Annotated in this window: 25 protein-coding genes; 1 reads left to right on the forward strand and 24 read right to left on the reverse strand. The window is 42.3% G+C overall.

Translation table 11 applies throughout. The annotated features are described in order from the left end of the window. Positions 1–498: IS630 family transposase (locus ACXM1Q_RS01205; protein ID WP_458515486.1), on the forward strand; the 498-nt coding region annotated here is incomplete at its 5' end. Positions 499–607: 109 nt separating this feature from the next. Here the strand turns inward: ACXM1Q_RS01205 and ACXM1Q_RS01210 are convergent. From ACXM1Q_RS01210 to malQ, 24 genes are all read right to left on the reverse strand, one after another. After that, complete coding sequence (locus ACXM1Q_RS01210; RefSeq protein WP_458515487.1) at positions 608–1,591, reverse strand: YeiH family protein; 984 nt, start codon at positions 1,589–1,591, stop codon at positions 608–610. Between the two features lie 136 nt (positions 1,592–1,727). Next, entirely contained in the window at positions 1,728–2,747 is a 1,020-nt protein-coding gene (galE, locus tag ACXM1Q_RS01215; RefSeq protein WP_458515488.1) for a UDP-glucose 4-epimerase GalE, read from the reverse strand. A 16-nt stretch (positions 2,748–2,763) separates the two neighbouring features. Beyond that, complete coding sequence (locus tag ACXM1Q_RS01220; protein WP_135038717.1) at positions 2,764–3,543, reverse strand: tyrosine-protein kinase; 780 nt, start codon at positions 3,541–3,543, stop codon at positions 2,764–2,766. A 13-nt stretch (positions 3,544–3,556) separates the two neighbouring features. Beyond that, positions 3,557–4,252: a Wzz/FepE/Etk N-terminal domain-containing protein gene (locus ACXM1Q_RS01225; RefSeq protein ID WP_458515489.1), complete on the reverse strand. Its 696-nt coding sequence runs from the start codon at positions 4,250–4,252 to the stop codon at positions 3,557–3,559. 8 nt (positions 4,253–4,260) lie between these two features. Continuing rightward, entirely contained in the window at positions 4,261–4,992 is a 732-nt protein-coding gene (cps4B, locus tag ACXM1Q_RS01230; protein WP_458515490.1) for a capsular polysaccharide biosynthesis protein Cps4B, read from the reverse strand. Between the two features lie 2 nt (positions 4,993–4,994). Beyond that, a complete protein-coding gene (gene cpsA / locus ACXM1Q_RS01235) occupies positions 4,995–6,446 on the reverse strand; it encodes an LCP family glycopolymer transferase CpsA (protein WP_458515491.1) in 1,452 nt (483 codons plus the stop codon). 167 nt (positions 6,447–6,613) lie between these two features. Continuing rightward, positions 6,614–6,763: a hypothetical protein gene (locus ACXM1Q_RS01240; RefSeq protein ID WP_167758453.1), complete on the reverse strand. Its 150-nt coding sequence runs from the start codon at positions 6,761–6,763 to the stop codon at positions 6,614–6,616. A gap of 4 nt (positions 6,764–6,767) precedes the next feature. Continuing rightward, positions 6,768–8,297: a heme transporter CcmD gene (locus ACXM1Q_RS01245; protein WP_458515492.1), complete on the reverse strand. Its 1,530-nt coding sequence runs from the start codon at positions 8,295–8,297 to the stop codon at positions 6,768–6,770. Positions 8,298–8,385: 88 nt separating this feature from the next. Then, positions 8,386–9,891, reverse strand: a complete 1,506-nt coding sequence (cls, locus tag ACXM1Q_RS01250; protein WP_458515558.1) for a cardiolipin synthase — start codon at positions 9,889–9,891, stop codon at positions 8,386–8,388. Positions 9,892–9,927: 36 nt separating this feature from the next. Further along, positions 9,928–10,314 carry a hypothetical protein gene (locus tag ACXM1Q_RS01255; RefSeq protein WP_458515493.1) on the reverse strand — a complete coding sequence of 129 codons (387 nt, stop codon included), beginning with the start codon at positions 10,312–10,314 and terminating at the stop codon, positions 9,928–9,930. A 65-nt stretch (positions 10,315–10,379) separates the two neighbouring features. Continuing rightward, positions 10,380–11,594, reverse strand: a complete 1,215-nt coding sequence (locus ACXM1Q_RS01260; protein ID WP_458515494.1) for a bifunctional folylpolyglutamate synthase/dihydrofolate synthase — start codon at positions 11,592–11,594, stop codon at positions 10,380–10,382. Positions 11,595–11,845: 251 nt separating this feature from the next. Next, positions 11,846–12,148, reverse strand: coding sequence for a DUF1292 domain-containing protein (locus ACXM1Q_RS01265; protein ID WP_135035778.1), 303 nt, complete (start codon positions 12,146–12,148; stop codon positions 11,846–11,848). A gap of 9 nt (positions 12,149–12,157) precedes the next feature. After that, positions 12,158–12,577, reverse strand: a complete 420-nt coding sequence (gene ruvX / locus ACXM1Q_RS01270; RefSeq protein ID WP_458515495.1) for a Holliday junction resolvase RuvX — start codon at positions 12,575–12,577, stop codon at positions 12,158–12,160. Continuing rightward, the gene (locus tag ACXM1Q_RS01275; RefSeq protein ID WP_135035784.1) at positions 12,574–12,843 is read right to left on the reverse strand and encodes an IreB family regulatory phosphoprotein; all 270 of its coding nucleotides are present in this window, start codon (positions 12,841–12,843) and stop codon (positions 12,574–12,576) included. Before ACXM1Q_RS01275 ends, ruvX begins: the two co-directional genes overlap by 4 nt. Positions 12,844–12,912: 69 nt before the next feature. Then, positions 12,913–13,491, reverse strand: a complete 579-nt coding sequence (locus ACXM1Q_RS01280; protein WP_458515496.1) for an SP0191 family lipoprotein — start codon at positions 13,489–13,491, stop codon at positions 12,913–12,915. Positions 13,492–13,579: 88 nt separating this feature from the next. Further along, positions 13,580–13,978: a transcriptional regulator Spx gene (gene spx, locus ACXM1Q_RS01285; RefSeq protein ID WP_458515497.1), complete on the reverse strand. Its 399-nt coding sequence runs from the start codon at positions 13,976–13,978 to the stop codon at positions 13,580–13,582. 228 nt (positions 13,979–14,206) lie between these two features. Beyond that, complete coding sequence (gene recA, locus ACXM1Q_RS01290) at positions 14,207–15,382, reverse strand: recombinase RecA (RefSeq protein WP_458515498.1); 1,176 nt, start codon at positions 15,380–15,382, stop codon at positions 14,207–14,209. Between the two features lie 36 nt (positions 15,383–15,418). Further along, positions 15,419–16,672, reverse strand: a complete 1,254-nt coding sequence (locus ACXM1Q_RS01295; protein ID WP_458515499.1) for a competence/damage-inducible protein A — start codon at positions 16,670–16,672, stop codon at positions 15,419–15,421. An 11-nt stretch (positions 16,673–16,683) separates the two neighbouring features. Further along, a complete protein-coding gene (ruvA, locus tag ACXM1Q_RS01300) occupies positions 16,684–17,268 on the reverse strand; it encodes a Holliday junction branch migration protein RuvA (RefSeq protein WP_458515500.1) in 585 nt (194 codons plus the stop codon). 14 nt (positions 17,269–17,282) lie between these two features. Then, a complete protein-coding gene (gene mutL / locus ACXM1Q_RS01305; protein WP_458515501.1) occupies positions 17,283–19,181 on the reverse strand; it encodes a DNA mismatch repair endonuclease MutL in 1,899 nt (632 codons plus the stop codon). Between the two features lie 72 nt (positions 19,182–19,253). Continuing rightward, a complete protein-coding gene (locus ACXM1Q_RS01310) occupies positions 19,254–19,748 on the reverse strand; it encodes a DUF6287 domain-containing protein (protein WP_458515502.1) in 495 nt (164 codons plus the stop codon). A gap of 125 nt (positions 19,749–19,873) precedes the next feature. Then, the gene (locus ACXM1Q_RS01315) at positions 19,874–22,141 is read right to left on the reverse strand and encodes a glycogen/starch/alpha-glucan phosphorylase (protein ID WP_458515503.1); all 2,268 of its coding nucleotides are present in this window, start codon (positions 22,139–22,141) and stop codon (positions 19,874–19,876) included. Positions 22,142–22,180: 39 nt separating this feature from the next. Continuing rightward, complete coding sequence (locus tag ACXM1Q_RS01320) at positions 22,181–23,284, reverse strand: ABC transporter ATP-binding protein (protein ID WP_458515504.1); 1,104 nt, start codon at positions 23,282–23,284, stop codon at positions 22,181–22,183. Positions 23,285–23,304: 20 nt separating this feature from the next. Beyond that, positions 23,305–24,813, reverse strand: a complete 1,509-nt coding sequence (gene malQ / locus ACXM1Q_RS01325; RefSeq protein WP_458515505.1) for a 4-alpha-glucanotransferase — start codon at positions 24,811–24,813, stop codon at positions 23,305–23,307. Between the last annotated feature and the right edge of the window lie 265 nt (positions 24,814–25,078).

The following is a 25,078-nucleotide window of genomic DNA, read 5'->3' on the forward strand; positions in this document are numbered from 1 at the left end:
CAACAATATCTTGAATCACTAGCAGTTTTGAAAGACTTTCCAATTGTCTATATTGACGAAACAGGTATTGATACTTATCTATATCGTAAAAATGCCCGTGCACCCAGAGGCGAAAAGATCCATTCGAAAATTAGTGGTCGTCGTTTTGAACGAACTTCTATTGTATCAGGACAAGTTGGTCAGACTTTTATAGCTCCAATGATTTACAAAGAGAGTATGACTAGCGATTTCTTTGTAGAGTGGTTTAAACAAGAGCTTCTACCATCTTTAAAGACTCCTCATGTTATTGTTATGGACAATGCAAGTTTTCACCCTAAGAAAATATTAGATAAACTTTCTATCTATGCTGGTCATTTCTTTTTACCTCTACCACCGTATTCTCCAGAATTAAATCCTATTGAAAAAAGCTGGGCTATTTTAAAAAAATCAGTTACAGAATTACTTCGTAAAATGGACTCTATAACTGATGCAATAACATACTATTTAAAAACTAAATGACTATAAATAGCAAGGATACTCAAAATTCAGGATGGAGTCTATCTACCCCTTCAGATGTCAAACTATCCCTTGGAATTTCGTTCACCTATAGCATATTTCAAAATCCTTGTCACAACCCAAACATCCAAATTCCAACAAGGGCTAAAACAAATTGTACCAGCCCAATAATCAGGATATAGGAGCCGTAGACTGGGGCGTTTTTCATAAAGGTGCGTAAATCTAGCCGGAGGCCGATGGCTGCCAGAGCAAGCCATTCCAACCAGGTCATTAAACTTTGGAGACTGACAGTTAGCGGATCTGGTAAATCCAATAAAATATTGAGCAGACTTGCCAAGATAAATCCGTAGAGGTAATACGGAACTTTTTTCAAAGGATTAGCCTTCTTGACTGGTGCCATTTCTTTTTCTTTTGTCCAAAATTCAAGGAAAAAAAGAACAGGGACTAGGTACAAAATACGAGTCAGCTTAAACAGCATTGCCAAGGGAAGGACGGCTGGGGAAAGAAGATTAGCCGCTGCTGCGACTTGCCCCACTGATTGCAAGGTACCACCAATGAGGGCAGCTTGTTGGAGATCCTGCAAATTGAGTAGGACAGCGGCTAAAGGAAAGAGAAACATCAGCAGAGTCCCCAAAAGATTCACCAAAACAATGGCTGTACCCTTCTCCTGCTCAGAAGCCTTGGTCAGTGGAGCTAGAGCACCAATAGCTGATGAACCACAAATAGCCGTTCCACCAGCCAAAAGGGTCGAGGCATCCCGCGAAAATCCTAACCTCTGAGCCAGTCTGTAACTCCCTATCAAGGAAAGCATAAATACTAGACTAACAAAAGCTAGAGAAGGGAGTCCCATCTGACCAAAGTTTTGGGTATCCATTGTAAAAGCTAGTAGGATAATAGCATACTCCAAGAAACGACTCTCCGCCAATTTAGTTCCTAAACTTAGTTTAGGAGAACGGAGTAAGGTATTGCCCAAAATCATCCCCAATACTAGAGCTAGCGGGGCAACTCCAATCAACGGGATAAATTGGGCCAAGGTAAAAGCTAGCAAGGTTACAAAGAGTGAGGCCGCAAGGCCAGGCAGGTGATTACGTGTCATAAAATCCTTTCTAAAAAAGAATCCCTCACTCTTGAAAAACAGGATTCAGAGAGAGGGAACATTTAACATAGAGGGAAAACGAATGGCTAACCGTCCTAGAGTCCAAAAACGTCAGATTAAGGGATATTTAAAATCCTTAATCTTGGAATCCCTTGGGATTCAAGCATTGCCAATTCCAAGCGTGGCGACACATATCCTCCAAGGTCATTTTAGCTGTCCAGCCCAATTCTTGCTGGGCCTTACTCGGATCGGCATAGCAGCTAGCAATATCCCCTGGACGTCTTTTGTAGATTTTATAGGGAATCTCATGGCCCACTGCTTGGCTGAGTCCCTGAATCATCTCCAAAACAGAGTAGCCCTTACCTGTTCCTAAGTTATAAAGGGATAGGCCTGATCCTGGAAGCCACTTTTTCATAGCGGCCACATGACCCTGGCTAAGATCAACAATATGGATATAATCCCTCACACCTGTCCCATCAGGGGTATCATAATCATCTCCAAAAACGCGAACATGGTCATGACATCCACTGGCAACTTGGGTAATATAGGGGACCAAGTTAGTAGGGACGCCTTGAGGATACTCCCCTAGACGTCCACTGGGATGAGCTCCAATAGGATTAAAGTAGCGTAAAATAACCAAATTCCAGGTCTGATCCTTAGCATGGAGGTCACGAAGAATTTCTTCACTCATGAGCTTGGTTCTACCATAGGGATTGGTGACTGAAAGGGGAAAATCTTCTCGAATAGGTAGTTTGTGCGGATGTCCATAAACCGTAGCTGAAGAACTAAAAATTAGGTTTTTACAACCGACTTCTTCCATGACATCCAATAACCGTAGTAGCCCTACCACATTATTATCGTAGTAGATTAACGGTTGCTGGACAGATTCCCCGACTGCTTTAAAACCAGCAAAGTGAATCACTCCCGTCACATTATGCTGGGAAAAAATTTGTCGCAACAAAGCTCGATCCCGAACATCTCCCTCGTAAATAGGGAAAGCCTGGCCGGTCAATTCTTTGACCACTTCCAGGCTTTTGGGATGTGAATTGCTGTAATTGTCTAGAACTAGGACTTTATGACCAGCCTCTAATAGTTCCAGAACTGTATGGGAGCCGATAAAACCGGCTCCTCCAGTCACCAAGATAGTTTCAGTCATCCGCTACCCCCTTGTTTTATTTTTTATCGCGGTTTCGACGTGAACGACTGCGTTCTTCTTTAACTTTCTTAGATTTTTTCTTTTCTTTCTTCTTAGATTTTTGAGCTTTTTTTCCGTAGTTTCCGTAATTTCCGTAGTCTCCATAAGAACCATAGCGTTCCATTGTGGTATCTACTTTATTCAAGATTACGCCAAGGAAAGAGGTACCGGTCTGCTCTAGTTGTTCAACTGCTTTTTCTACAGCTTTACGCTTATTAGATCCGGATTCAACAACAAGAACGGTTGCATCTCCTTGTTGAGCAATAATGGCCGCATCGATTACCATTCCAATCGGTGGGGTATCAATGATGATGTAATCATAATACTTGCGTAGAATGTCAATCATCTTATTGAAATTTTGACTCTGAAGAAGACCCGTTGGATTCGGCGATACTGGACCAGATTGAATGACATAGAGGTTTTCAATATCTGTGTCACAAAGACCTTCTGAAAGATCCTTTTTCCCCGTTAGGTAATCTGTCAGACCTGTAATCTTATCCCGGGTAGAAAAGACACCGGACATAACACTATTCCGAATATCCGCATCCACCAATAGAGTCTGGTAACCTGAACGCGCAAAGGCAATGGCCAAATTCACAGAAGTGGTTGATTTTCCTTCCCCTGGCTGTACAGAGCTAATAGAAATAACATCAATGCTATCTCCACTCAACTGGATATTCGTCCGTAGAGCATTGTAGTATTCTTCGGTTCTTTCCGCATCTTCCCGACGCGTCCGATTTAATTTTAATGTTGGCATGCAGTTAACTCCCTTATTTTAGTTTCGTAAAGTCTGGTACCACACCCAAAAGTGTCAAGCCCATCATTTCTTCAACATCTTCTGGTTTTTTCACGCGGTCATCCACAATTTCCGCAACCAAGATAATCACAACCATCAGTGCTCCACCTGCTACAAATCCGAGCAGAACATTACGACGAATATTTGGTGAAACCGGTTGACCATTGACTTGTCCCTCTTCCAAGGTAGTTACGTCAGATACTTTGGTAACCTCAATAATTTTATCTGCCGCAGCTTGACGAACTCCATTGACAATCCGAGCCGCTTCTTCCGCAGATTCGTCTTGCACACTGACAGATACAATACGCGTATCTGCTGGGACAGTCACATTGATTTTAGAAGCCAATTGTGAAGTTCCCATATCCAAGCCCAAGTCTGATATCACTCGACTCATAACATCCTGAGAAAGGATGATTTCCTTGTAGTCCTTAACCAAATAAGTACCCGCTTGCAAGTCTTGGTTGGTCAAACCTGGATTGTCTTGTTGATGGCGATTTACCACGTAAATCCGAGTTGTACTTTGGTACATGGGAGTCGCCACATAGAGGCTATATCCTAGAGCTAAGATAGCTGTCAAAAGGGAAAAGAAGATCACTAAGAATTTCCGTTTCCAAACCGTCCGTAACAGACTTAGGATATCAACTTCCACTTGATTATTTTGCTTTTTCATGAGTTCTCCTAAATAAATTCGTCTTCTAATAACAATTCTTGATTGGTGATAAAGAGCTTGTGAGCTCTTTCTAGGCCATAATTCTTCCGAATAATCTTATAGGCCTGATCCATATAAGGGGGACGCTTCTCCAGATTGTGCATGTCACTTGCGACAAAGTGGACCAAATCTTGGTCCAAAAAGAAGCGGGCCCGTTTTTTCATAAATTTGTACTTATCCCCAAAGAGCTTAGGTGGAAGCACTGATGAGGAATTAATCTGCATATAGCAGCCCATCTTAATCAGGTCCTCTACCTTCTCGGCATCCATATCCAAGGCATGGTAACGCTCAATATGGGCCACCACTGGGGTAATCCCCAAGTGTAAAACCGCTGAGAGAGCCTTATAAATATCTCGGTAAGGAGTATCCATACTAAATTCAATCAGGGCATACCCGGTATCCCCTAGAGTTGGGAATATCCCATCTTCTAATTTTCGCAAAGCTTCAGAATTAAAGTAAATCTCCGAACCATAGAGAATGGTGAAATTTGGACCGATCTCAGGTTCCAAAGCCTTAACTTTTTGAAAATTTTCCGCAAATTTTTCTTCTGGTGTGTCGAAAAGAGCCTTACGACGGTGAGAAGTAGCAATCACCGTACGCACACCTTGTCGGTAGGATTCTTCCAATAAAGCGCGACTATCCTCCAAGGTTTCAGCACCGTCATCCACATCAAAAATAATATGAGAGTGAATATCAATCATGCTTATTGTCCCTCCAAAACAGACTGAATGTTCGCTTTAGCGTTGGCAAGACTATCAGGATTCACTTCCATTACATAAAGTTGAGAGCCTGGCATAGCATAAGACGGTTTGTCCATGCTACCAGTACCTTCCAAAGCCTGAGATTCAATCTGATATTGACCACCTGACTCCAATTGGCTATTAATCAAAGTCATCATCGTCTCTAAACTCATATCTGTCTGAATAGAATCTTGAAGCCCTTGAATGATTTGAGGATAATTCTTCAAGGCATCCGCTGACATCAACTTGCGAAGTACCGCAGCAATGACCTTCTCTTGGTTTTTTCCACGGTCATTATCCCCTCCTTCAAGACTATAACGTTCCCGAACAAAGGCTAGAGCCTTCTCAGAATCCAAATGAACGGTACCTACCGGGAATTCATAATTCCCGTGTAAACTCGTAAAGGCTTGCTCATTCTCGACATCCACACCACCAACTAAATCAATTAACTTGAGGAAAGAAGTAAAGTTAAGCCGGACATAATAGTGAATAGGGGTTTCATAAAGATTTTCTAATGTATGAATGGAAGCATCAACTCCATAAATACCCGCATGGGTTAGTTTATCTTGCTGGTTATTCCCTCCATCCGCAATCGGTACATAAGCATCCCGTGGTGTTGTCGTCAATAGAATTTTTTGACTCTCACGATTAACCGTCATAAGAATATTGACATCGGATCTAGAAACAGAAGTAATTGGCCCATAAGTATCAATTCCGCTGACATAAATTGTGAACGCTTGAGCGTTTGGATCCTGCCGACCAGTCTCCAATTTCCGCCGTACCTTGTAAGTATGAAGTGGAGTCAAGCCATCCATAAAATTAGGAAACTCACTCTGAATGGTATCTGCAAAAATGCTATTTACCACAATCGCTTGTGCTTGTCCCTCCTTCAATTGCTTGTAGGCATCCACATAGGAGCTAGAACTTTCAAAATTTGGACTGACTTGCTTTGTAGTTGCCAAATCTTCCTGCAATTTCGTCAAGTTCTCCTTATCCGTCTCCATTGGCGCTAGGATTTTTTCAACCTGACTGATGTCCTTAATGTTACTGTTTTCAGGTGCATAGACTGTTAACTCATACTCAGTATAATTCGCTTGATTGTTGAGTCGAGAAGAAAAGCCCACCAATTGCCGAACTCCAATAGAAGCTACGCCCGTAACTGCTAAGCCCAGCACTAAGATAAAGGTTACCCAGGCACGCGCTGGGAAACGCAGTAAAACCCAAAGCAGAATTCCGAGCACCACAAGGGATACAAGCATTAAAATCCAGTTCAGATTATATACAGCTAAAATACCATAACGAAAAAGACTATATACCAAATAGGCAGTTAGCAGAACGACCAACCCCCAAAGGATCCAGTTGATGATTTTCAAAATAGGATTCGTCTCAATCCGATTTCTTCTACTTCTAGACATGTTTTCCTCAATAGGATACTGGGACAGCCCAGTCCTCCCTTTTTATTTTTTAGTCATTATATCTCTCCTATTATACCACAAATCAAGAATTGTCAAGCTTTAAGACCGAAAAAAGAGCCCTTACGGACTCTACTTATGGTGGAAATATAGAAATTTAAGAAAATATTCTAAGGCATTTTCTGTGATTCTTGAATTTTTTTCATTTTTTCCAAAAGATTTGTCTTACTATTTTTCAACGCACCTTGTTTACGAGCGTTTTTCTCATGGAAGCGTCGTACCTGGGCTTTACCCTTATCATCTAGTTGATATTTTCCCATAATCTTACTTTCTTTCATAAAGCTTGAGAGTTTGAAGTTCTGTCTCCAACTCCGTGTAAGTCGTTGCCAATTCCTTCTCCACATCTTCTAGGAGAGGTTGATTGGAATTCACTACCATATAACGCGGACGAACACTTTCTAAATCATTCGCCAAACGTAGTTGATTTTCTGGTAAATGTAAGTAATAGGCTGGACTGAGAAGAGCTGATGCTGACCATTTACCAGACGCTTGGTACCAGTTAGCTCGACTATCCCAAGCATAAATGATATCCGATCTGTTGGATTCTTGTTGTAAATAGGCTAACACATTTTGACGCTCTGCATTCAGTGCTCTCTCCCCAATTACTCTTACTCCTAAAGGAAGAAAAACCAAAACAGCCCCTAACAGTAACGGTAGGTAAAACAGATTGGTCACATATCTCCGGAAAAGAGAAGTCTCCTTCCGCATCTTCTGATGTCGACCATATTGAAGCCCACTCTGTATGCGATCAAAAATAAATACCTGTAGCAACCAGAAGTAAAGAATACCTGGCAGTAATTGATGAAAACCAAATTCCCCCTGGGTGCTCGCAACAAGCCAAATCCCCAAACTTCCCAAGATTCCCAATGGCAAGAAGAAAAGACCTTTCTCCGTACGAGGGGCTTGACTTAACCCAATCAATCCCATAGGTAAACCGAGACCTAGCACTACAAGGAAATAAAAGAGAGCCGGTTGTAATTGACTAAGCCCCTCAAACTGCAGGCTCTGCCACGTATAGGAAGTCTGATTCAAGGCCTGGCCAAAGGTCCCATTCCAAACAGTGATATAACCTAATGGATAAAACACAAGCGAAAAACCGATTAAAGCGGCTAATAATTGTGACAGACCTCTAGCAGACTTTTTAGCCCGAAGATTGCGATAGAAAAGATAAAGGAAATTAACCCCGTAAAAGAAGAGCCCCGTAAAAGGATCAATCATTACCACTACGGCAGCAAGTGCTCCATATTTAAAGAATCCCTTGTTTGCTTCTTCGTCCTGGCTCAAATCTAATAACAAATTACATGCAAGTAACAAAAAAGGAAGCGTAAAGAGAAGAGGATAGAGACCTCCGAACCCTAAAATGAGGATTAAAAAATAAAAGAAATGGGTCGATGCTCCAGCTACCTCTGCCTTGCCTGATAAGCGATGAGCCAAGGCAAAGGCCTTACGCCCACTCACATACAAAACAAGAAACTGAAGACCAATCAAAAGAATTGTCCCCTGGTAAGAGGAACCCAACCAAATCAATCCATAAAATAAAATCCCAGCTGTACCATAAAAGTCCGCATAAGGCAGTTGCCCCTGCTGCAAGGCCCAAGCCGCATAAAGGATTTGTTCCTGTAGATTCGTCGCAACATTTGTAAGAAAGGGATTCGCCACACTGAAAAAGGCCAGCAAAAAACTCCAAATCAAGGGGCTGACAAAGGGAAGGTGAATATCTTCCTTCAAATCATCGTGTGAGATTCGATGTTTGGACCGACGTTCCCAACGAGATTTCGCATGTTGTTCCATCATAGCATACTCCTTTTTTCATTCCTTTCTAGTATACCAAAAAAGAAGGGCACTCGGAACTTCCAATCGAAATTCCTTGTCCTTCTTTTCACTAGAGGAGTGGCGCAAAAATCTGGACCACTTCCTTAATCAAGCGCTGATACCAAACCGGTTTAAAGGTTTGATCCGTCACTTCAATAGATTGGTCAAAAATGGATTGAAAATCCTTGCCCATGTCTTCTAAACTATTCGTTTTATACATGAGCACAGCATTTTCATAGTGATGGACTAGACTACGGTAATCAAAATTGATGGTTCCTACCACACCCAAGTAATCATCAACCAAAACATTTTTTGAATGCACAAAGCCCGGTTCATATTCAAAAATACGAACGCCGGCACTCAATAAATCGAGATAGGCTCCACGAGTGACCAGCTGAATCACCTTTTTATCAGGGATATAAGGGGTCACGATACGGACATCCACTCCTCTTAAAGCTGCATTTTTGATATCCTCGGTCAAGTCATAATCCATGATCAGATAAGGGGTCGTGATATAAACATAATCTTGAGCCTGTGTAATTAAATTCTGATAAACCTTTTTCCCAACAGGATCTCTATACATAGGCTTTGGCCCAGAACCATAGGGAATGTAATAACCTTGCCCTTCTTTTTTTTCTTCCAAAAAGTGGTAACGATCAATCGCCTCCAACTGACCTTGGTTGATATACCAGTTAATCAAAAAGAGCCGAACAAGAGCCTGTACAGCTTGCCCTTCTAAACGAATACCACCGTCTTTCCAATGTCCAAAGCGTAAGCGTTGGTTAATGTACTCATCAGCCAAATTCACACCGCCAGTGTACCCGACTTCTCCATCTATAACCAAAATTTTACGATGGTCGCGGTTATTGTAAACAACAGTCATTCGTGGGACTACTTTGTTGAAGCGATGGGCTTCAATGCCCATCGCTCGTAATTGCCGAACATAGTCTCCTGGCAGGGTAGCCATACAACCGATATCATCGTAGAGAAATTTAACCTCTACCCCTTGAGCTGCCTTACGTTTAAGGATTTCCAATATTTGGTCCCACATCAGACCGGGTTCAACAATGTAATATTCCAAAAAAATGAATTTCTGGGCAGCTTCTAAGTCCTGTAAAAGCGAGTGGAAATACTCTTCCCCTAAAGCAAAATACTCTGATTGAGTTCCCGTATAGATAGCAGCATTCGTATCCGTTTTAAGCAGGGCTTGCATAATGCCAGCCACAGATTGATTGTCTTCCCGAATCTCCTCCAGCTTGGACTGAGAGGAAGGGACGAAAAAATCATATTTGCCAATAGCCTCCAACTGTTGGATTTCTTTTTTGGAGAGCCGTCTTTCACCAAACATAATGTAAAGTAAAGGGCCTAAGACGGGTATCATGGCCACCAATAACCAAGTTACCTTACTATCTGGTGCCATATTTCGATTAAAGATTGAAATAACAGTGGCAAGTGTGATCAATACAATAAATCCTAACCAAACATAGGGAAACATGCTGCCGAAATAAAAGAAGGCAGTAAAAACCAGAGTTAATTCTGCCAACATAATTGCAATACTAAAGCCATATTTCCACATGATTAATCGTAATTTACGCACAGTTTTCCCTCTTACTTATCCAGTTCGTTTAAAAACCTTCTCAGGCTCTAACTCTCCGTCATAATCGTATTCAGTATCTGTAATGTATAATTGGTGATTCTCCACACGATAGAGCATATATTCCTCGTCAACCATCATGCCTTCCGAATCGATAATTTCCACATGTCGAACAATTTTATTGCCATTCATATCATCTGAGATTAAGGTCCCTTGCCCATCTTTCATGGTCAAGTGATAATTTTCTTCCTCAGCTGATGACATATAGGTACCATCTAAATTCTCTGGAATCGCTAAAACTGTTTCTTCTTCTACAGGTTGCTCTTGCTTCGATTTTGTCGAGCAGGCTGTCAATCCTAGGGCAAGAAGTAAAACCATCCCTATGGTCAGCCATTTCTTGGACATTTTGCTACTCCTAAACTACTTTTTCCCATCTAGTATACACCATTTTTATCAAAATGTTAGGTTTTTTACTCACTTATCCAACCTTTTCGCACCTGACCGACAAAATGTAATGAACCTGTAATGAAAATCGGACGTTTTTTCTCATTTCGAATAAAAGAGACCAAATCCCTATCCAGACGCTCTAACCCCAAGGATGTTCCATCCTCTAGTCCACCCTCAAACGGCACTAGATAAAATTCGGCTTGCGGCAAGTGTTCCCGTAAATAGACCAGCATATCTGTATAATTTTTTCTCGGTAAAAAACCTAAAAGAAAAATCGGCGCTTCCCACGCATGGCTCTTAACAAACTGGAGTAAACGCTCCATGGCAGGCACATTATGAGCCCCATCCAAATAAACCCCAGCCTCAAGTTCTTCTAGACGACCAGGCCAGTTCACGCGCTCCAGCGAAACCCGCATCTGAGCCTGATCAAGCTCTAAGCCCTTGATATCAGCCCAACAAAATACTGCCATCAAGGCTAAAGCTGCATTTTCCTGTTGAAAGGCTCCCAAAAGACCCAGTTGCAGCCCCTCCAAACAAATATCACCCGCCAAAAAAACCTGATCCTGCCAGAAAAAATCTCGACCATACTGATAAATAGGATTCCCATACAGACCAGCCTCTTCCTCAAAAATAGGAAGTAAACTTGTGGACACAGGCCCCAAAAGTAGACGTTGGGCACGATTGATAATACCAGCTTTCTCCCTAGCAATAGCTTCCAGGCTATTCCCCAAAACCTCTTGATGATCCAAACCAATTGAGGTAATCAGTGCCAAATCGCTTTCCACTAGATTGGTGACATCCTGACGTCCACCAATCCCCACCTCCAGCAGTGCAACATCCACCGCTTCTCTGGAAAAATACATAAAAGCCACACAGGTCCACAGTTCAAAATAGGATAAGGGGCCGGCATCCATTTGAGCCTCTACTGCCTGAATTTGCTGCACAATTTCCCATAGACTCGCCAAGGGAATCAAAGCTCCATTTAGACGAACCCGCTCCCGCATATCCTCTAAATGAGGGGATGTAAAAGCTCCAACTTTCAATCCTTGATCTTGAAGCAACTGACCCAAAAACGCCTGAGTCGAGCCCTTGCCATTCGTTCCTCCAATTTGAATACTGGCAAAATCCCGCTCAGGATGCCCCAGTAAGTCCAGAGCTTGTAAAAATCTCTCCTGTCCTTTGGGAAAATTTAAACCGATACGGCTTTCAAACCACGCTTCTAACTCCTTCTGATTCATTGTTCCTCCACTATCCTAAACCGAATAAAAAAAGAAAAAGCCCAGACACATACCATCAGTACCCGCCTTGACTTCCTCCTTATTTAACTATTTTCTAACGCTAACTCTGAAAGCTAACAGCCCATTTCAATTCGGGCAGGAGCCACTGGACCTAGCTGAGTCTCTATTTCTCGTCAGCTGCTAAAAAGGTCCACTGGACCTAGCCGAGTCTCTATTTCTCGTCAGCTGCTAAAAAGGTCCACTGGACCTTTTTACTCCTCTGTCATGAAACTGTTAAAGACTTCTTCAATCATGTCCCATTCTGCGTTTGAGTCTTCTGGGATTGGTTGGAGATCGCCTTCTGTACCGTCTTCATTTTCAGTGTATGAATAGGCTTGGATTTCAATTTGACCTTCTTCATCTTCTTCTGCACCGACAGGCATCAATAGAACATAGTTCTTTCCAAATTCTTCGCGTCCGTCAATGGTCAAGATAATCTCAAACAAGCTCTCATTCCCAGCATCATCTACCAGGGTAATAACATCGCGTTCGTGTTCTTCATGTGAATGTGACATGGTTTCCTCCTAAAAATGGCGGTCTAAGTAATTTTGCAAAATCAATTGAGCCGCTAATTTATCAATAACTTTCTTACGTTTGGAACGACTGACATCCGCCTGCTCAATCAACATACGTTCTGCCGCAACAGTTGTTAAACGTTCATCCTGATAGGCAATAGGCTTGCCAAACTCCGACTCTAGTTTTGCCCCGTAAGCTTGACTCGCTTCAACTCGAGGTCCGCTCGTATTATTCATATTTTTGGGTAGACCAATCACAAATTGGTCTACTTTATATTCTTGGACAAGTTGAGAGAGGCGTTCAAAACCAAACTCACCTTTTTCTTCATCAATGGGAATAATCTCTAATCCCTGAGCGGTAAAGCCCAAGGGATCTGAGATAGCGACTCCAACCGTTTTGGAGCCTACATCAAGGCCCATAATTCTCATTCGAAATCGACTCCTTGTCCTTTCAAGTAATAGCGGACCAGTTCTTCAACAATCTCGTCGCGTTCGTATTTACGGATTTGATTGCGAGCATCATTGTAACGGGGCACATAAGCTGGGTCCCCGCTTAGAACATACCCAACGATTTGGTTGATGGGATTGTAGCCTTTTTCGCTTAGGGACGTGTAAACATGGGTCAAAGTCTCGCTGATTTCCTTTTTGTTCGAATCATCAAGATTAAAACGGACTGTTTCATCTGTAAAACTCACTATTACACCTTCTTTCTCATCTAGTATTTCCTCATTATATCATACTCAAAGAGGGAACACAATCAAAGCTTAGGGAGCGTCGGTTACAACAGCTCCATTGGATTGGCGAATTTCCAAGAATTTACTTGGTTTCACCTCACTCATTTCAACAATCCCACTTCCTTGGAAATATGAGTTGTTTCGAATTCCTTCCAAGTCTAAATCTTGGAAATTATAAGTTGATAAATTCTTCAAGCGTTGATCTTCAAGAATCTCTATAGTATTGGTAAATCCTCGGACAGCTGTAGCCGATTTATATTTCTCATCTTCTTCCAAACTTGTTTTCAGACGATTATTGGTCTCTTCTACCCCAACTTCTTCGACAGACTGTTTTAATTCATCGGTTAGTGGACTAATAACCTCGACTTCAAAGGTTAGATACTGATCCCCTTGGTAAGTTAAGGTTTGGACTGTCGTAGTGCCATCCTCAGCTGTTGGGAATTCCAAACGTTTTTTCTGAACAGCATTCTCATCAACTTTCTCAGTTAGAATGGGAAGGGTCGACGTAATTTTCACCGTTTCCTCTCCGAGCTTACTGGCTTTTTTAGCTTGGCCACACCCAGCTAGCACCAACAAACTAGCCGTAGCTGTTATTAAAAGTTTTTTCATGATTTGAGTCTCCTCTCAGCCTCTATTTTATCATACTGTCTTTCTACTGACAAAAAAGCTGGTGCGAAACAGCACCAGCTTTTGGGAATTAAAGAGCCGCACGCAAACGGGCTTCTGCATTTTCCACATTACGAACCGATCGTGGAAGAAAAGCTCGGATATCATCCTCTTTGTAACCCACTTGAAGACGTTTGTTATCTAGCATAATGGGACTCTTCAAAATCCGTGGATTCTCCAAAATAATATCTACGACTTCGCTAAGTGGTAGCTCGTCTAAATCAATCCCTAGACTCTTGGCATAGCGATTTTTAGAAGAGACAATGCTGGCAATACCGTTATCGGTCTTAGCGAGAATTGCCATAAGCTCTTCCCTTGTGATACCATCTTTTCCAATATTTTTTTCTTTATAGCTTAGTTGATGTTGAGTTAACCAGGTTTTTGCTTTTTTACAGCTTGTGCAACTTGAAACTGTGTAAATTTTGATCATACAAAATCCTCCTTTCGCTACACTACTGTTAGTTTAACGAATTTTGGGCAATAGGCCATCGGTCCCTAGACCGACTTTTCACACTCATAACTATCAAAATCTGACTTTATCAATCCCCTAGCAGGAATTTTAGTTCTAAAAGCAGCATATGCAACGGTGCCCCAAGCCTTTCAGACCAGTCCTGTTTGAAATTTTACGTGTATTCTGATTTTCCAATTAGATAAACATTTATTCTTCGATTTCAATCGCTTCTAAATCTAAAGGTAAATCTTGAGCCATGTCCGCAGCCTCTTCTAAAACCTTCTCATCCACCTCTGGTTGTGCGGGACTGTCTACAGCCTCTCCTTCTGGCAATTCTGCTACTGGTAGGCCAAAGTGTTGACGAACCTTGCGATCAATCTCTTCAAAAATAGCTGGATTTTCTTTAAGGAACTTCTTAGCATTCTCAGAACCCTGACCAATCTTATCATCTCCATAAGAATACCAAGCTCCCGATTTTTTAATAATATCCAAATCACTGGCAATCTTAACCAGCTCACCAGCTGCAGAGATCCCCTCTCCATAGATGATTTCAACAACAGCCTCTTTAAATGGTGGTGCAATCTTGTTCTTTACAACCTTAATCTTGGTTTCCTTACCAATGTTTTCATCCTTCTGGTCGCCAGTCCCTTTAATTTGGGAATTTCCACGAACATCTAAACGAACAGAGGCATAGAATTTAAGGGCACGACCACCCGGTGTAGTTTCAGGATTTCCAAACATAACCCCAACTTTTTCCCGAAGTTGGTTAATGAAGATGGCAACCGTCTTAGTTTTATTAATGGAAGCTCCCAGTTTTCTCATAGCCTGACTCATCATCCGAGCTTGCAGACCAACATGGCTGTCTCCGATATCTCCATCAATCTCAGCTCGTGGAACTAAGGCTGCAACCGAGTCGATAACCACTAAATCAATAGCTCCAGAATCAATCAGTTTCCCAGCAATTTCCAATCCTTGTTCCCCAGAGTCTGGTTGAGAAAGTAGAAGTTCATCAATGTTAACCCCTAGAGCTTTCGCATAAGCTGGATCCAAGGCATGCTCAGCATCAATAAAGGCTGCAATCCCCCCTTCTTTCTGAGCTTGGGCTACCGCATGCAGAGCTACTGTTGTTTTACCAGAACTCTCCGGTCCATAAATCTCGATAATCCGACCTTTAGGATAGCCACCAGCTCCCAACGCAATATCCAAGGCCAAACTTCCTGAACTCATCACTTGGACCTTTTGGTCCATCCGTTCGCCCAAACGCATAATGGATCCTTTACCGAAATCCTTTTCAATTATTTTCATCGCGTCATCAAGGGCTTTTTTCCGTTCATCACCAAATTTCTTGGTAATTTCAGGTAATTTTTTTTGTTTTTTTGCCATTTTTTCTCCTTATTCTAATACAAGACACTGCTTCTATTATAGCAAATTCCCTTGTTTGATTAAAGTTTTCCGTATTAAATTAAAAGCCTCTAGAACAGCCATTTGGCGTATGGTATTGCGGCCCCGACCTCCTAGGTAAAGACGATGGCTACTGGTCCCTGTAGGGCCAGCCAGACCTAGCCAAACTGTCCCTACTTCTTGTCCTTCCAGCTGGTCTGGACCCGCAACCCCAGTCAGGCTAATGGCTAAATCTGCTCCTGTACGGGCGCGGGCACCTTCAGCCATCTGTTCAGCAGTCCATGCTGAAACCACACCAGCCGCCTGTAATTCTTCTTGAGGGATTCCCAACATCTGGCTTTTCTGCTCTAGACTGTAAGTGACAAAACCACCAGGGAAAACCGCAGAAGCACCAGGTAACTGCGCCAACTCAGCTTGCAAAAGACCAGCTGTTAAGCTTTCTGCTGCTGTCAAGGTCAGGCGATTTTCCTTCAACAAATCAAGGACTGTCTGAGCTAAACTTTGATCATCTCCATAAGCATAGAGATAGTCTTTCAAATTTCCCTCTTGAAGAATCGCTTGTTCTAAACGATCTAAAAGTTCTTCTCCTGCTTCTGGAGCAGCAGCTTGAGCAGTCAACCGTAAGGTCACTTCTCCTACCTTAGCGTAGGGAGCCAGAGTCGGATTTGTCTGATTGGCGATTAAATCTGCCAGATGGGTCACCAATTGACTTTCACCAATCCCAAAGAAACGGAGAACTCTCGAATAGAGAGCTTGTTCCTGTTTCAACAGAGGGGCTACCTGTTCCAAGAACATGGGCTGGAGTTCGCTCGGTGGACCAGGCAGGACTACATATGTAACACCCTGATCTTCAATCAAACTCCCTACAGCCAAGCCTGTTCGGTTGGGCAGGGCACGCGCTCCTTCAATCATATCAGCCTGGCGATCATTATTAGCCGTCCGGATTCGCTTAGGATTGCTAGCAAAGAAGGCGTCTAACTTGGCCATAGCTGCTGGATCAGGTCTTAACTCCCGTCCCAAAAAAGCAGCCAAGGTTTGTTTGGTTAAATCATCTTCTGTCGGCCCCAGACCTCCAGAAAGAATCACCCAATCCGCCCGCTTTTGTGCAATAGCCAGCACCTCTGTCAAGCGTTCCACATTATCCCCTACAACCGTATGGTAGTAGACTCCAATTCCCAAACCTGCTAATTCTTGAGAAAGAAATTGGGCATTGGTATTGGCAATTTGCCCCATTAAAAGCTCCGTCCCTACTGCAATGATCTCTGCCTTCATGACCGTCTCCTTTATTTCACCAACATTTTCAAAGCTGATTTCATATAATTTTCAGCCGTATCCGTAGTTCCATCAAAGAATTTACGAATTTTCTTCAATTCCGCAGCCTTATATCCCAAGGCTTGCAAGGCTTCCATAGCCTCGTCCAAAGCTTGATTAGCAGCTGCTGCTGTAGTTTTGAGTGGTTGAGACTCACCCGCTTGCAACTTGCCTTCTAAATCCAAAATCATCTGCTGGGCTGTCTTTTTTCCAATTTTAGGGAATTTAGTTAAATAGGTGCTATTTCTTTCGCTAATGGCCTGAACAAGACCTTCATGATCATCAGCCGCAATAATAGCTAGGGCTGAAGTAGGTCCAATCCCCGAAACCGAAATCAGGTGTAAAAAGAGTTCCTTCTCCGCCTCATCTCGAAAACCATACAAGGTATGGGCGTCTTCTCGAACCGCTTGGTAGAGATAAAGGGTCAACTCTTGGTTGACCTGCCCGCTATAGGCATACGGATTTGCCACATGGATTAAATAACCAATCCCCGAAACCTCTAAAACAAGAGCATTGGTGCGAATCTTGGTCAGCTGACCTTTCATATATTCAAACATGATTTTCTTACTTTCTATTCGTATTTCCCAAATTCTCGGAGACTCTTGTGATTCTCCTGAATACGTCGAAACATCTTCTCCATATCTCTATTCGTAAAATGCACTAAAACAGGTCGTCCATGAGGACAATTATAAGGATTTTGACAAAGACTCAATTGATAGAGGAGATGACGAGCAGACTGCTCATCCAAGGCATGATTAGCCTTAATCGACCGTTTGCAACTCATCATAATGGCCAATTCAGCTCGATATTTATGAATTGAGACCTCCTTGGTCAGTAGCAGCATATCACACATCTCGTAAACACCCGCTTCGATCTCCTCTTCCTTAAACCAAATAGGATGTTCCCGCAAGATGAACTGATTGTTCCCATAATCAGACAAGTGAATACCGACCTCCCTTAAAATAGGCAGTTGCTCTTTCAAACGAAGGGCATCTCCTGCTGAAAATTCGAAGATATAGGGTACCAATAATTGTTGCTGATCCCCCGAAACTTCACCAATGGATTGACGGTACTCCTCATATTTGACTCTTTCCTGAGCTGCATGCTGGTCCACGATATAAAGCCCCTCTTTCCCCTGAGCAAAAAGATAGGTTCCGTGCATTTGCCCAAAATACTCTAGTTGGGGGAAGGTTGCGGTTTCCTCTCCATCTAGCTTGCCGTAAGCTTTTTCCAGACTTGCCAAATCCAACTCAGGGTGGTCCAAATCACCGTAATCTGTATCTTGTCGTTGAGCAAAGTGAACTGAACTAGTCGCAACAGACTCTTCTTCTACTGCAAGAGGAGCGGAGGAGTCAGGTTCCTCTTTAGGACTCGGTTGGAAATAGACCGGATTCTCTTCCAAAACTAGGCTGGTTTGTACCGGCTTATCGACTTTCTGAACAGCGGATTTGGCTAAATTTTCCAAAGCATCGGGAATCAGATCCTGCTCTTTTAGGGCCTCTTGAATAGCCTGGCGAATCAGGTCCATGACCTCTTTTTCTTTTGACAAACGCAATTCTTGCTTAGTTGGATGGACGTTCACATCCGCTAGGAAAGGATCCAATTCAATGTCTAAAACAACTAGGGGAAAGCGCCCAATCATGAGTTTACTGCCATAACCTTCGAGAATCGCACGATTGAGCAAGAAATTTTTGATATAGCGGCCATTGACAAGCAGGGTAATATAGGAACGATTGGCACGGGTTAATTCTGGTAAACTCACATAACCATGAACGGAAATATCTAGGTCATGGGCCTCCACTTCGACCATCTTACGTGCAGTTGTTAAGCCATAAATAGCTGCTAACACCTGACGCAGATCGCCCTGACCACTAGTTTGGAGGAGCTGCTTATCCTCATGAATCAGGGTAAACGAGATCCTTGGATGGGCCAGACTGAGACGATTGACCACATCTACAACATGAGAAAGCTCCGACTGGGGACTACGCATATATTTGAGGCGAGCTGGAGTGTTATAAAAAAGATCAGCCACTCGGACAGTTGTTCCTTGAGCACGACTGATGGTCTCCTCTTCCAAAATCTCACCTGCCTGTGTCACCAATCTCTGGCCTTTCTTAGCCCCAGCTTCCAAACTTTCCAGGGTTAGACGACTGACGGATGCGATAGAAGGGAGAGCTTCCCCTCGGAAACCCAAGGTCCGAATTCGAAACAGATCAGCCTGACGTTTAATTTTACTGGTTGCATGACGCTTCAGGGCTAGCGCTAACTCTCCAAAGGCAATCCCACGACCATCATCTCGGATTTCAATTAGTTTAAGCCCAGCTTCCTGCAAACGAATTTCAATCGATTGACTGCCTGCATCAATGGCGTTTTCTAAGAGCTCCTTAACCACACTACTGGGACGTTCGACTACTTCTCCAGCAGCAATTTGGTTGGCTAGGACCTCTGGTAATTCAAGAATTTCTGTCACAACAAATCCTCTTTCTAAATAGCAAGAAAGAGGCGGGATTGTAGGATCCAGCCTCTTTAAATATGACAATAGTTACTGTGCTCGCTTAAAAGCATGCTGGGCTGCCTCTGAGCTCGTCCCGATAACCAAGCTATCTGCCGTAGCGACTTGGTCATGAAAGGGCAGTTTTTGCCCTGCTGGAACAATGGTAAGAGCAGATGAAGCCCCGCCAATCTTATAATGATCAGATACCAGGGTTCCCTCCTTCTCCTCTAGTCCGTTAAAAATTGAAGCATCAAAACGATCACTACTGCCGTCTGCCTCAATACGGAGAGCCTCCCCTTTATCATTCACCCAAGTCCCTACCAAACTGGAATAATCACCTTCTAAAATTCCTTGGAGATTGATAGTGGATTCCTGGATTTCATTGGAGCTCGGTGTTGCACTTGAAGAGGTCTTCGAACTACTTGAAGCTTCTTGTCTTGAACTGGTAGACGAGCTCTCTTTTGACTCAGATGCAGGCTTGGTCCCGCAAGCAGTGAGAATGAATAATAAGCTAGCTAAGAACAAAAAGAATCGTGTTCGCATGTGAAATCTCCTGGTAGACTTTCTATTACTATTTTAACCCTTGCCTAGTTATTTGTAAAGGCAGAGTCCTATTTTGAAAAAGGTTTGAAAACAACGTTTTCAAACCTTTTTCTTTTTTTCTCATATTATTTCGTTGGTTCCAAATGCCAAACTTGCTCATTGTATTGAGCGATAGTACGGTCAGATGAGAAGAATCCTGCCATGGCGATGTTTACCAAGACTTTATCCAACCAGCTATCACGGTCTTCGTAAGCAGCCAAGGTTGCCTCTTTAACTTGGATATAATCTTCCAAGTCAAGAAGGGTCATAAACCAGTCTTTATTCATCAACTCATTGTGGAGACGCTCCAAGCGTTCTGGATGTCCAGTTTCTCGCATTTGATCGCTAACAATGAAGTCTACTAATGGACGGATTGCTTCTTTTTCATAATAGTGATAAGAATCGTAGCCATGTGTTTCGTAAAGGTCGATAACAGTTTGGCTATCTTGACCGAAGATAAAGATATTATCATCGCCAACCAATTCATGAATTTCCACATTCGCTCCATCTGATGTTCCCAAGGTAAGAGCACCGTTCAACATGAATTTCATATTACCAGTACCAGATGCTTCTTTAGAAGCAAGGGAAATTTGTTCAGAAATATCAGTTGCAGGAATGAGGTAGCTTGCTTCTGTAACGTTGTAGTTTTCCACCATAACTACTTGCAAGTGTGGTGCCACTTCTGGATCATTTTTGATAATTTCAGAAAGTGTCATAATCATGTGGATGATATCTTGAGCAATGGTATAGGCAGGCGCCGCTTTACCACCGAAGAGCATGGTTACAGGACGAGCCGGAATATTCCCAGCTTTGATGTCTAAATACTTGTAAACCACATAAAGAGCGTTCATTTGTTGGCGTTTGTACTCATGAAGGCGTTTGATTTGAGTATCAAAAATGGCATTGGTATTCAATTCAATTCCTTGTTTTTCCTTCAAGTGTTTTGCCAATTTCTCTTTATTTTCACGTTTAATCGTTTCTAAACGTTCTTTTACAGCAGCACGATTTTCAACATCTAGAAGACCTTGCAAGAGCTCTGCATCATGATGCCAGTCACGGCCAATTTCTTGATCAATCAATTTGGTCAACTCTGGGTTCACATGCATCAACCAACGACGGAAAGTGATTCCGTTTGTCTTGTTGTTGAATTTCTCTGGGTACAACTTGTAGAAGTTGTTCAACTCAGTATCTTTCAAGATATCTGTGTGAAGAGCTGCTACCCCGTTAACAGAGTATCCGTAGTGGATATCCATATGAGCCATATGCACACGATCATCCTTGTCGATAATAGCAACGGATTCATCTTTATAATTGGCTTTCACATCCGCATCTAATTGTTTGATGATTGGAACAAGATGTGGAACTACTTCTTCAAGGAATTCTAATGGCCATTTTTCCAAAGCTTCTGCAAGAATAGTGTGGTTTGTATAAGCAGTCATGCGTTTCACAATCGCTACAGCATCTGTAAAGCTCAACCCACGTTCTTGCAATAAACGAATCATTTCTGGAATAACCAAAGATGGGTGAGTATCATTAATTTGGATTACAGCATAGTCTGGAAGGTCATACAAGTTACTTCCTTTTTCAACTGCTTCATCCAAAATCAACTGAGCTGCATTGCTGACCATGAAGTATTGTTGGAAAATACGAAGCAATTCACCTTGACGGTTAGAGTCATCTGGATACAAGAAGAGGGTCAAGTTTTTCAAGATATCCGTCTTATCAAACTGAATACCGTCATGAATAATAGCACCGTCAACTGTATCTAAATCAAAGAGACGTAGACGATTTCTCTTGCCCGTTTTATAACCTGGCACATCGATATCATAAAGGGTTGAACGAAGGCTAAAGTGAGCAAATGGCACATTATAAGTACGTTCTGAACGAATCAACCAGTTTTGATCTTCAATCCAGTGATTTGGGATCGTTGTTTGCTCATTATTTTTCAAGACTTGTTGGAAAAGACCGTAGTGGTAGTTTAGACCAACACCGTCACCATTCAAATTCAGAGTTGCGATGGAATCTAGGAAGCAGGCTGCCAAACGTCCCAATCCTCCGTTACCCAAGGATGGTTCCAATTCAACATCTTCCACTTCTGCCAAGCTCTTACCTGCAGCAGCCAACTCATCCTTAACCGTTTCATACAAACCAAGGTTAATCAAGTTGTTAGACAATAGTTTACCAATCAAAAACTCAGCTGAGATGTAGTAGAGTTTTTTCTTAGCATCATTGTAAGGTAGTTCTGCAGAGAACTCTTTGGTATAGTTCAAAAGAGCCACATAAATCTCTTCATTTGAACAGTCAGCCAAATTTTTATTTTGGACTTGACTTACATAGTCTTTAAAATCTAGCATGATAATTTTCTATTCTCCTAAATGTTGATTTTCTATACGTTAATGTAAAATATTTTCTTCGTTTTCTTTGTCAAAAAAGTGTGCACGGTTCATATCAAGAGCTAGAGCCATTTTTTGGCCCATATGGACATCTTGTCGGCTGTGAACAATCGCTTTCAGATTGGTATTCCCTAAGTGCGTATGTACAATGTACTCAGCACCTAACAATTCCGCAAAATCCACATCAGCTTCAAATTGCGATTGCGGATAGGTTTCCAAGACAAGCGGATCATTGGAAATGTTTTCTGGACGAATTCCCAAGATGACTTCCTTACCATCATAGCCTTTGGCTTTGAGTTGAGCATATTGCCCTTGAGCCAATTTGAAATCTGTTCCATCTTCGGCAATGAAATGATCTCCTTGAATACGGCCACTGATAAAGTTCATCGTTGGAGCTCCTACGAAACCAGCCACAAACAAGTTGCGTGGATTTTCATAAATTTCTTTTGGAGTTCCAATTTGTTGCACTTCACCAATATTCATAACCACAATGCGATCTGCCATTGTCATGGCTTCCGTCTGGTCATGGGTTACATAAATGGTCGTTGCTCCAAGGCGTTGCGTGATACGGATGATTTCAGCCCGCATATCACCCCGTAACTTAGCATCCAAGTTTGAAAGTGGCTCATCCATCAAGAAAACTTTTGGAGCTCGGACAATGGCCCGTCCCAAAGCAACCCGTTGCCGTTGTCCACCAGACAAGGCTTTCGGTAGTCGATCTAAAAGATGGCTGAGGCCTAAGATTTCAGCCGCTTCCTCCACTTTTTTCTTGATTTCTTCTTTAGGTTCTTTGCGTAAATTCAAAGCAAAAGCCATGTTTTCAAAGACCGTCATGTGGGGATAAAGAGCATAAGATTGGAAAACCATGGCAATATCACGATCTTTAGGTTCTACATCATTCACCAAGTCTTGATCAATGTAAAACTCACCTTGGGTGATATCTTCCAAACCAGCAATCATACGGAGGGTTGTAGATTTTCCACATCCGGATGGGCCAACAAGAGCAATAAACTCCTTGTCAGCCACTTCCAAATTAAAGTCCTTAACGGCTTCATACCCATTGTCATAACGTTTAAAAATGTTTTTAAGGGATAAAGTTGCCATAGGAAATGTCCTTACCTTTCTTAGTTCGACAGGTTCTCGTTAGAACGACGATAGGTCATTGTGAGATACGTGAGAAGAGCCTCAACCTCTTGGCTCAATTGCTCTTCTGTCATGCGCCATACCCAGTTTTGACCAAGTGTAGAAGGGGTATTCATCCGTGCTTCGCTTCCCAAACCTAAAAGGTCTTGCATGGTTGCGATAGCCATAAAGCTGACTGAAGAGTATACTGTCCGCAACATTGCAGCTGGAACTGATTCGTCCGCTCGCTTGTTGGTATATAATTCCATAAAGTGACGTGTAGCTTCATCCGCTTCATTCTCATACCATCCCATAACCGTATCGTTATCATGGGTTCCTGTATACATAACAGAGTTGTTCTTAGCATGATGCGGCATGTCTTGGCTATCACCTTCTGGATCAAAAGCAAATTCCAAAATCTTCATGCCTGGGAAACCTGTCTTCTCACGAAAATCATATACTTCTTGAGTCATGTAACCAAGATCTTCCGCGATAATATTCAAATCACCCAATTTTTCTTTAACGGTCTTGAAGAGATCATAGTCAGGACCTTTAACCCAACGACCACCGATGGCATTCTCCGCTCCAGCTGGAACTTCCCAGTAAGATTCAAATCCACGGAAGTGGTCAATCCGAACCACATCATAAACTTTGAAACTTTCTTCTAAACGCTTAATCCACCAAGCATAGTTGTCTGCTTTCATGGCATCCCAATCATAGATTGGATTTCCCCAAAGTTGACCTTCCGCTGTAAAGGCATCTGGTGGTACTCCGGCAATCCAAGACGGACGACCTTCTTCATCCGTTTTGAAGTAATGCGGTTGTGACCACATTTCAGAGGAGTCAGCTGCCACATAAATTGGCATATCCCCAACAATCTCAATGTAATTCTCATTAGCATATGCTTTAAGAGCCAACCACTGTTTAAAGAAGAAATATTGGGTTACACGATGATAATTGAGGGCAGGAGCCAATTTTTCACGATACTCTGCAATTGCTCGTGGCTCACGGCTCTTAGCGGCTTCATCCGGCCAATCTAACCATGATTTTTGATCAAAATGTTCTTTGATGGCCATATATTCGGCAAAAGTATCCAACCAACCAGCAGCATCTACCAAGAAATGTTGATAGTCAGAGTTGTAACCTTTAGCCATAAAATTAGCTACAGCCTTCTCCAAAATAGGACGACGGTTATAAAAAATCTTTTCGTAATCTACTTTTTCTGGATCTTGACCAAAATCAACACCTTCAAGATCACTTTCTGTTAGCAAACCATCTTGAATCAACAAATCCAAATCAATGAAATGGGTATTTCCTGCAAAAGCAGAGAAAGATTGGTAGGGAGAATCTCCATAGCTCGTTGTTCCCAATGGAAGGATCTGCCAATAGCGTTGTTTTGTACGGACCAAGAAGTCCACAAAGTCATAGGCTGATTGACCAAAAGATCCAATCCCGTATTTCCCAGGTAGGGAAGAGATGTGCATCAATACACCACTTTGACGTTGCTTCATAAGTATACCTCACCTGTTTTTTCCATTTCGTTTACGCACAATTTGCGAAAACGTTTGCACAGCTATTATATCCCTTTTACCTGCCAAAAGCAAGATAAATTTAGGCAATTTTTTCACTTTCATTTTTGATTGAAAATTTCTTGAAAAAATCACCGGGGATTGACTTGGAAATCCCTTTATATAAAGAAGTTTTCCCTTGTTTTATTTTATCATAAAAAATTTTTCCTCACCGCTTGCAACCGCTTGCATTTTTTGATATAATTTC

The sequence above is a fragment of the Streptococcus sp. 10F2 genome, assembly GCF_054331515.2.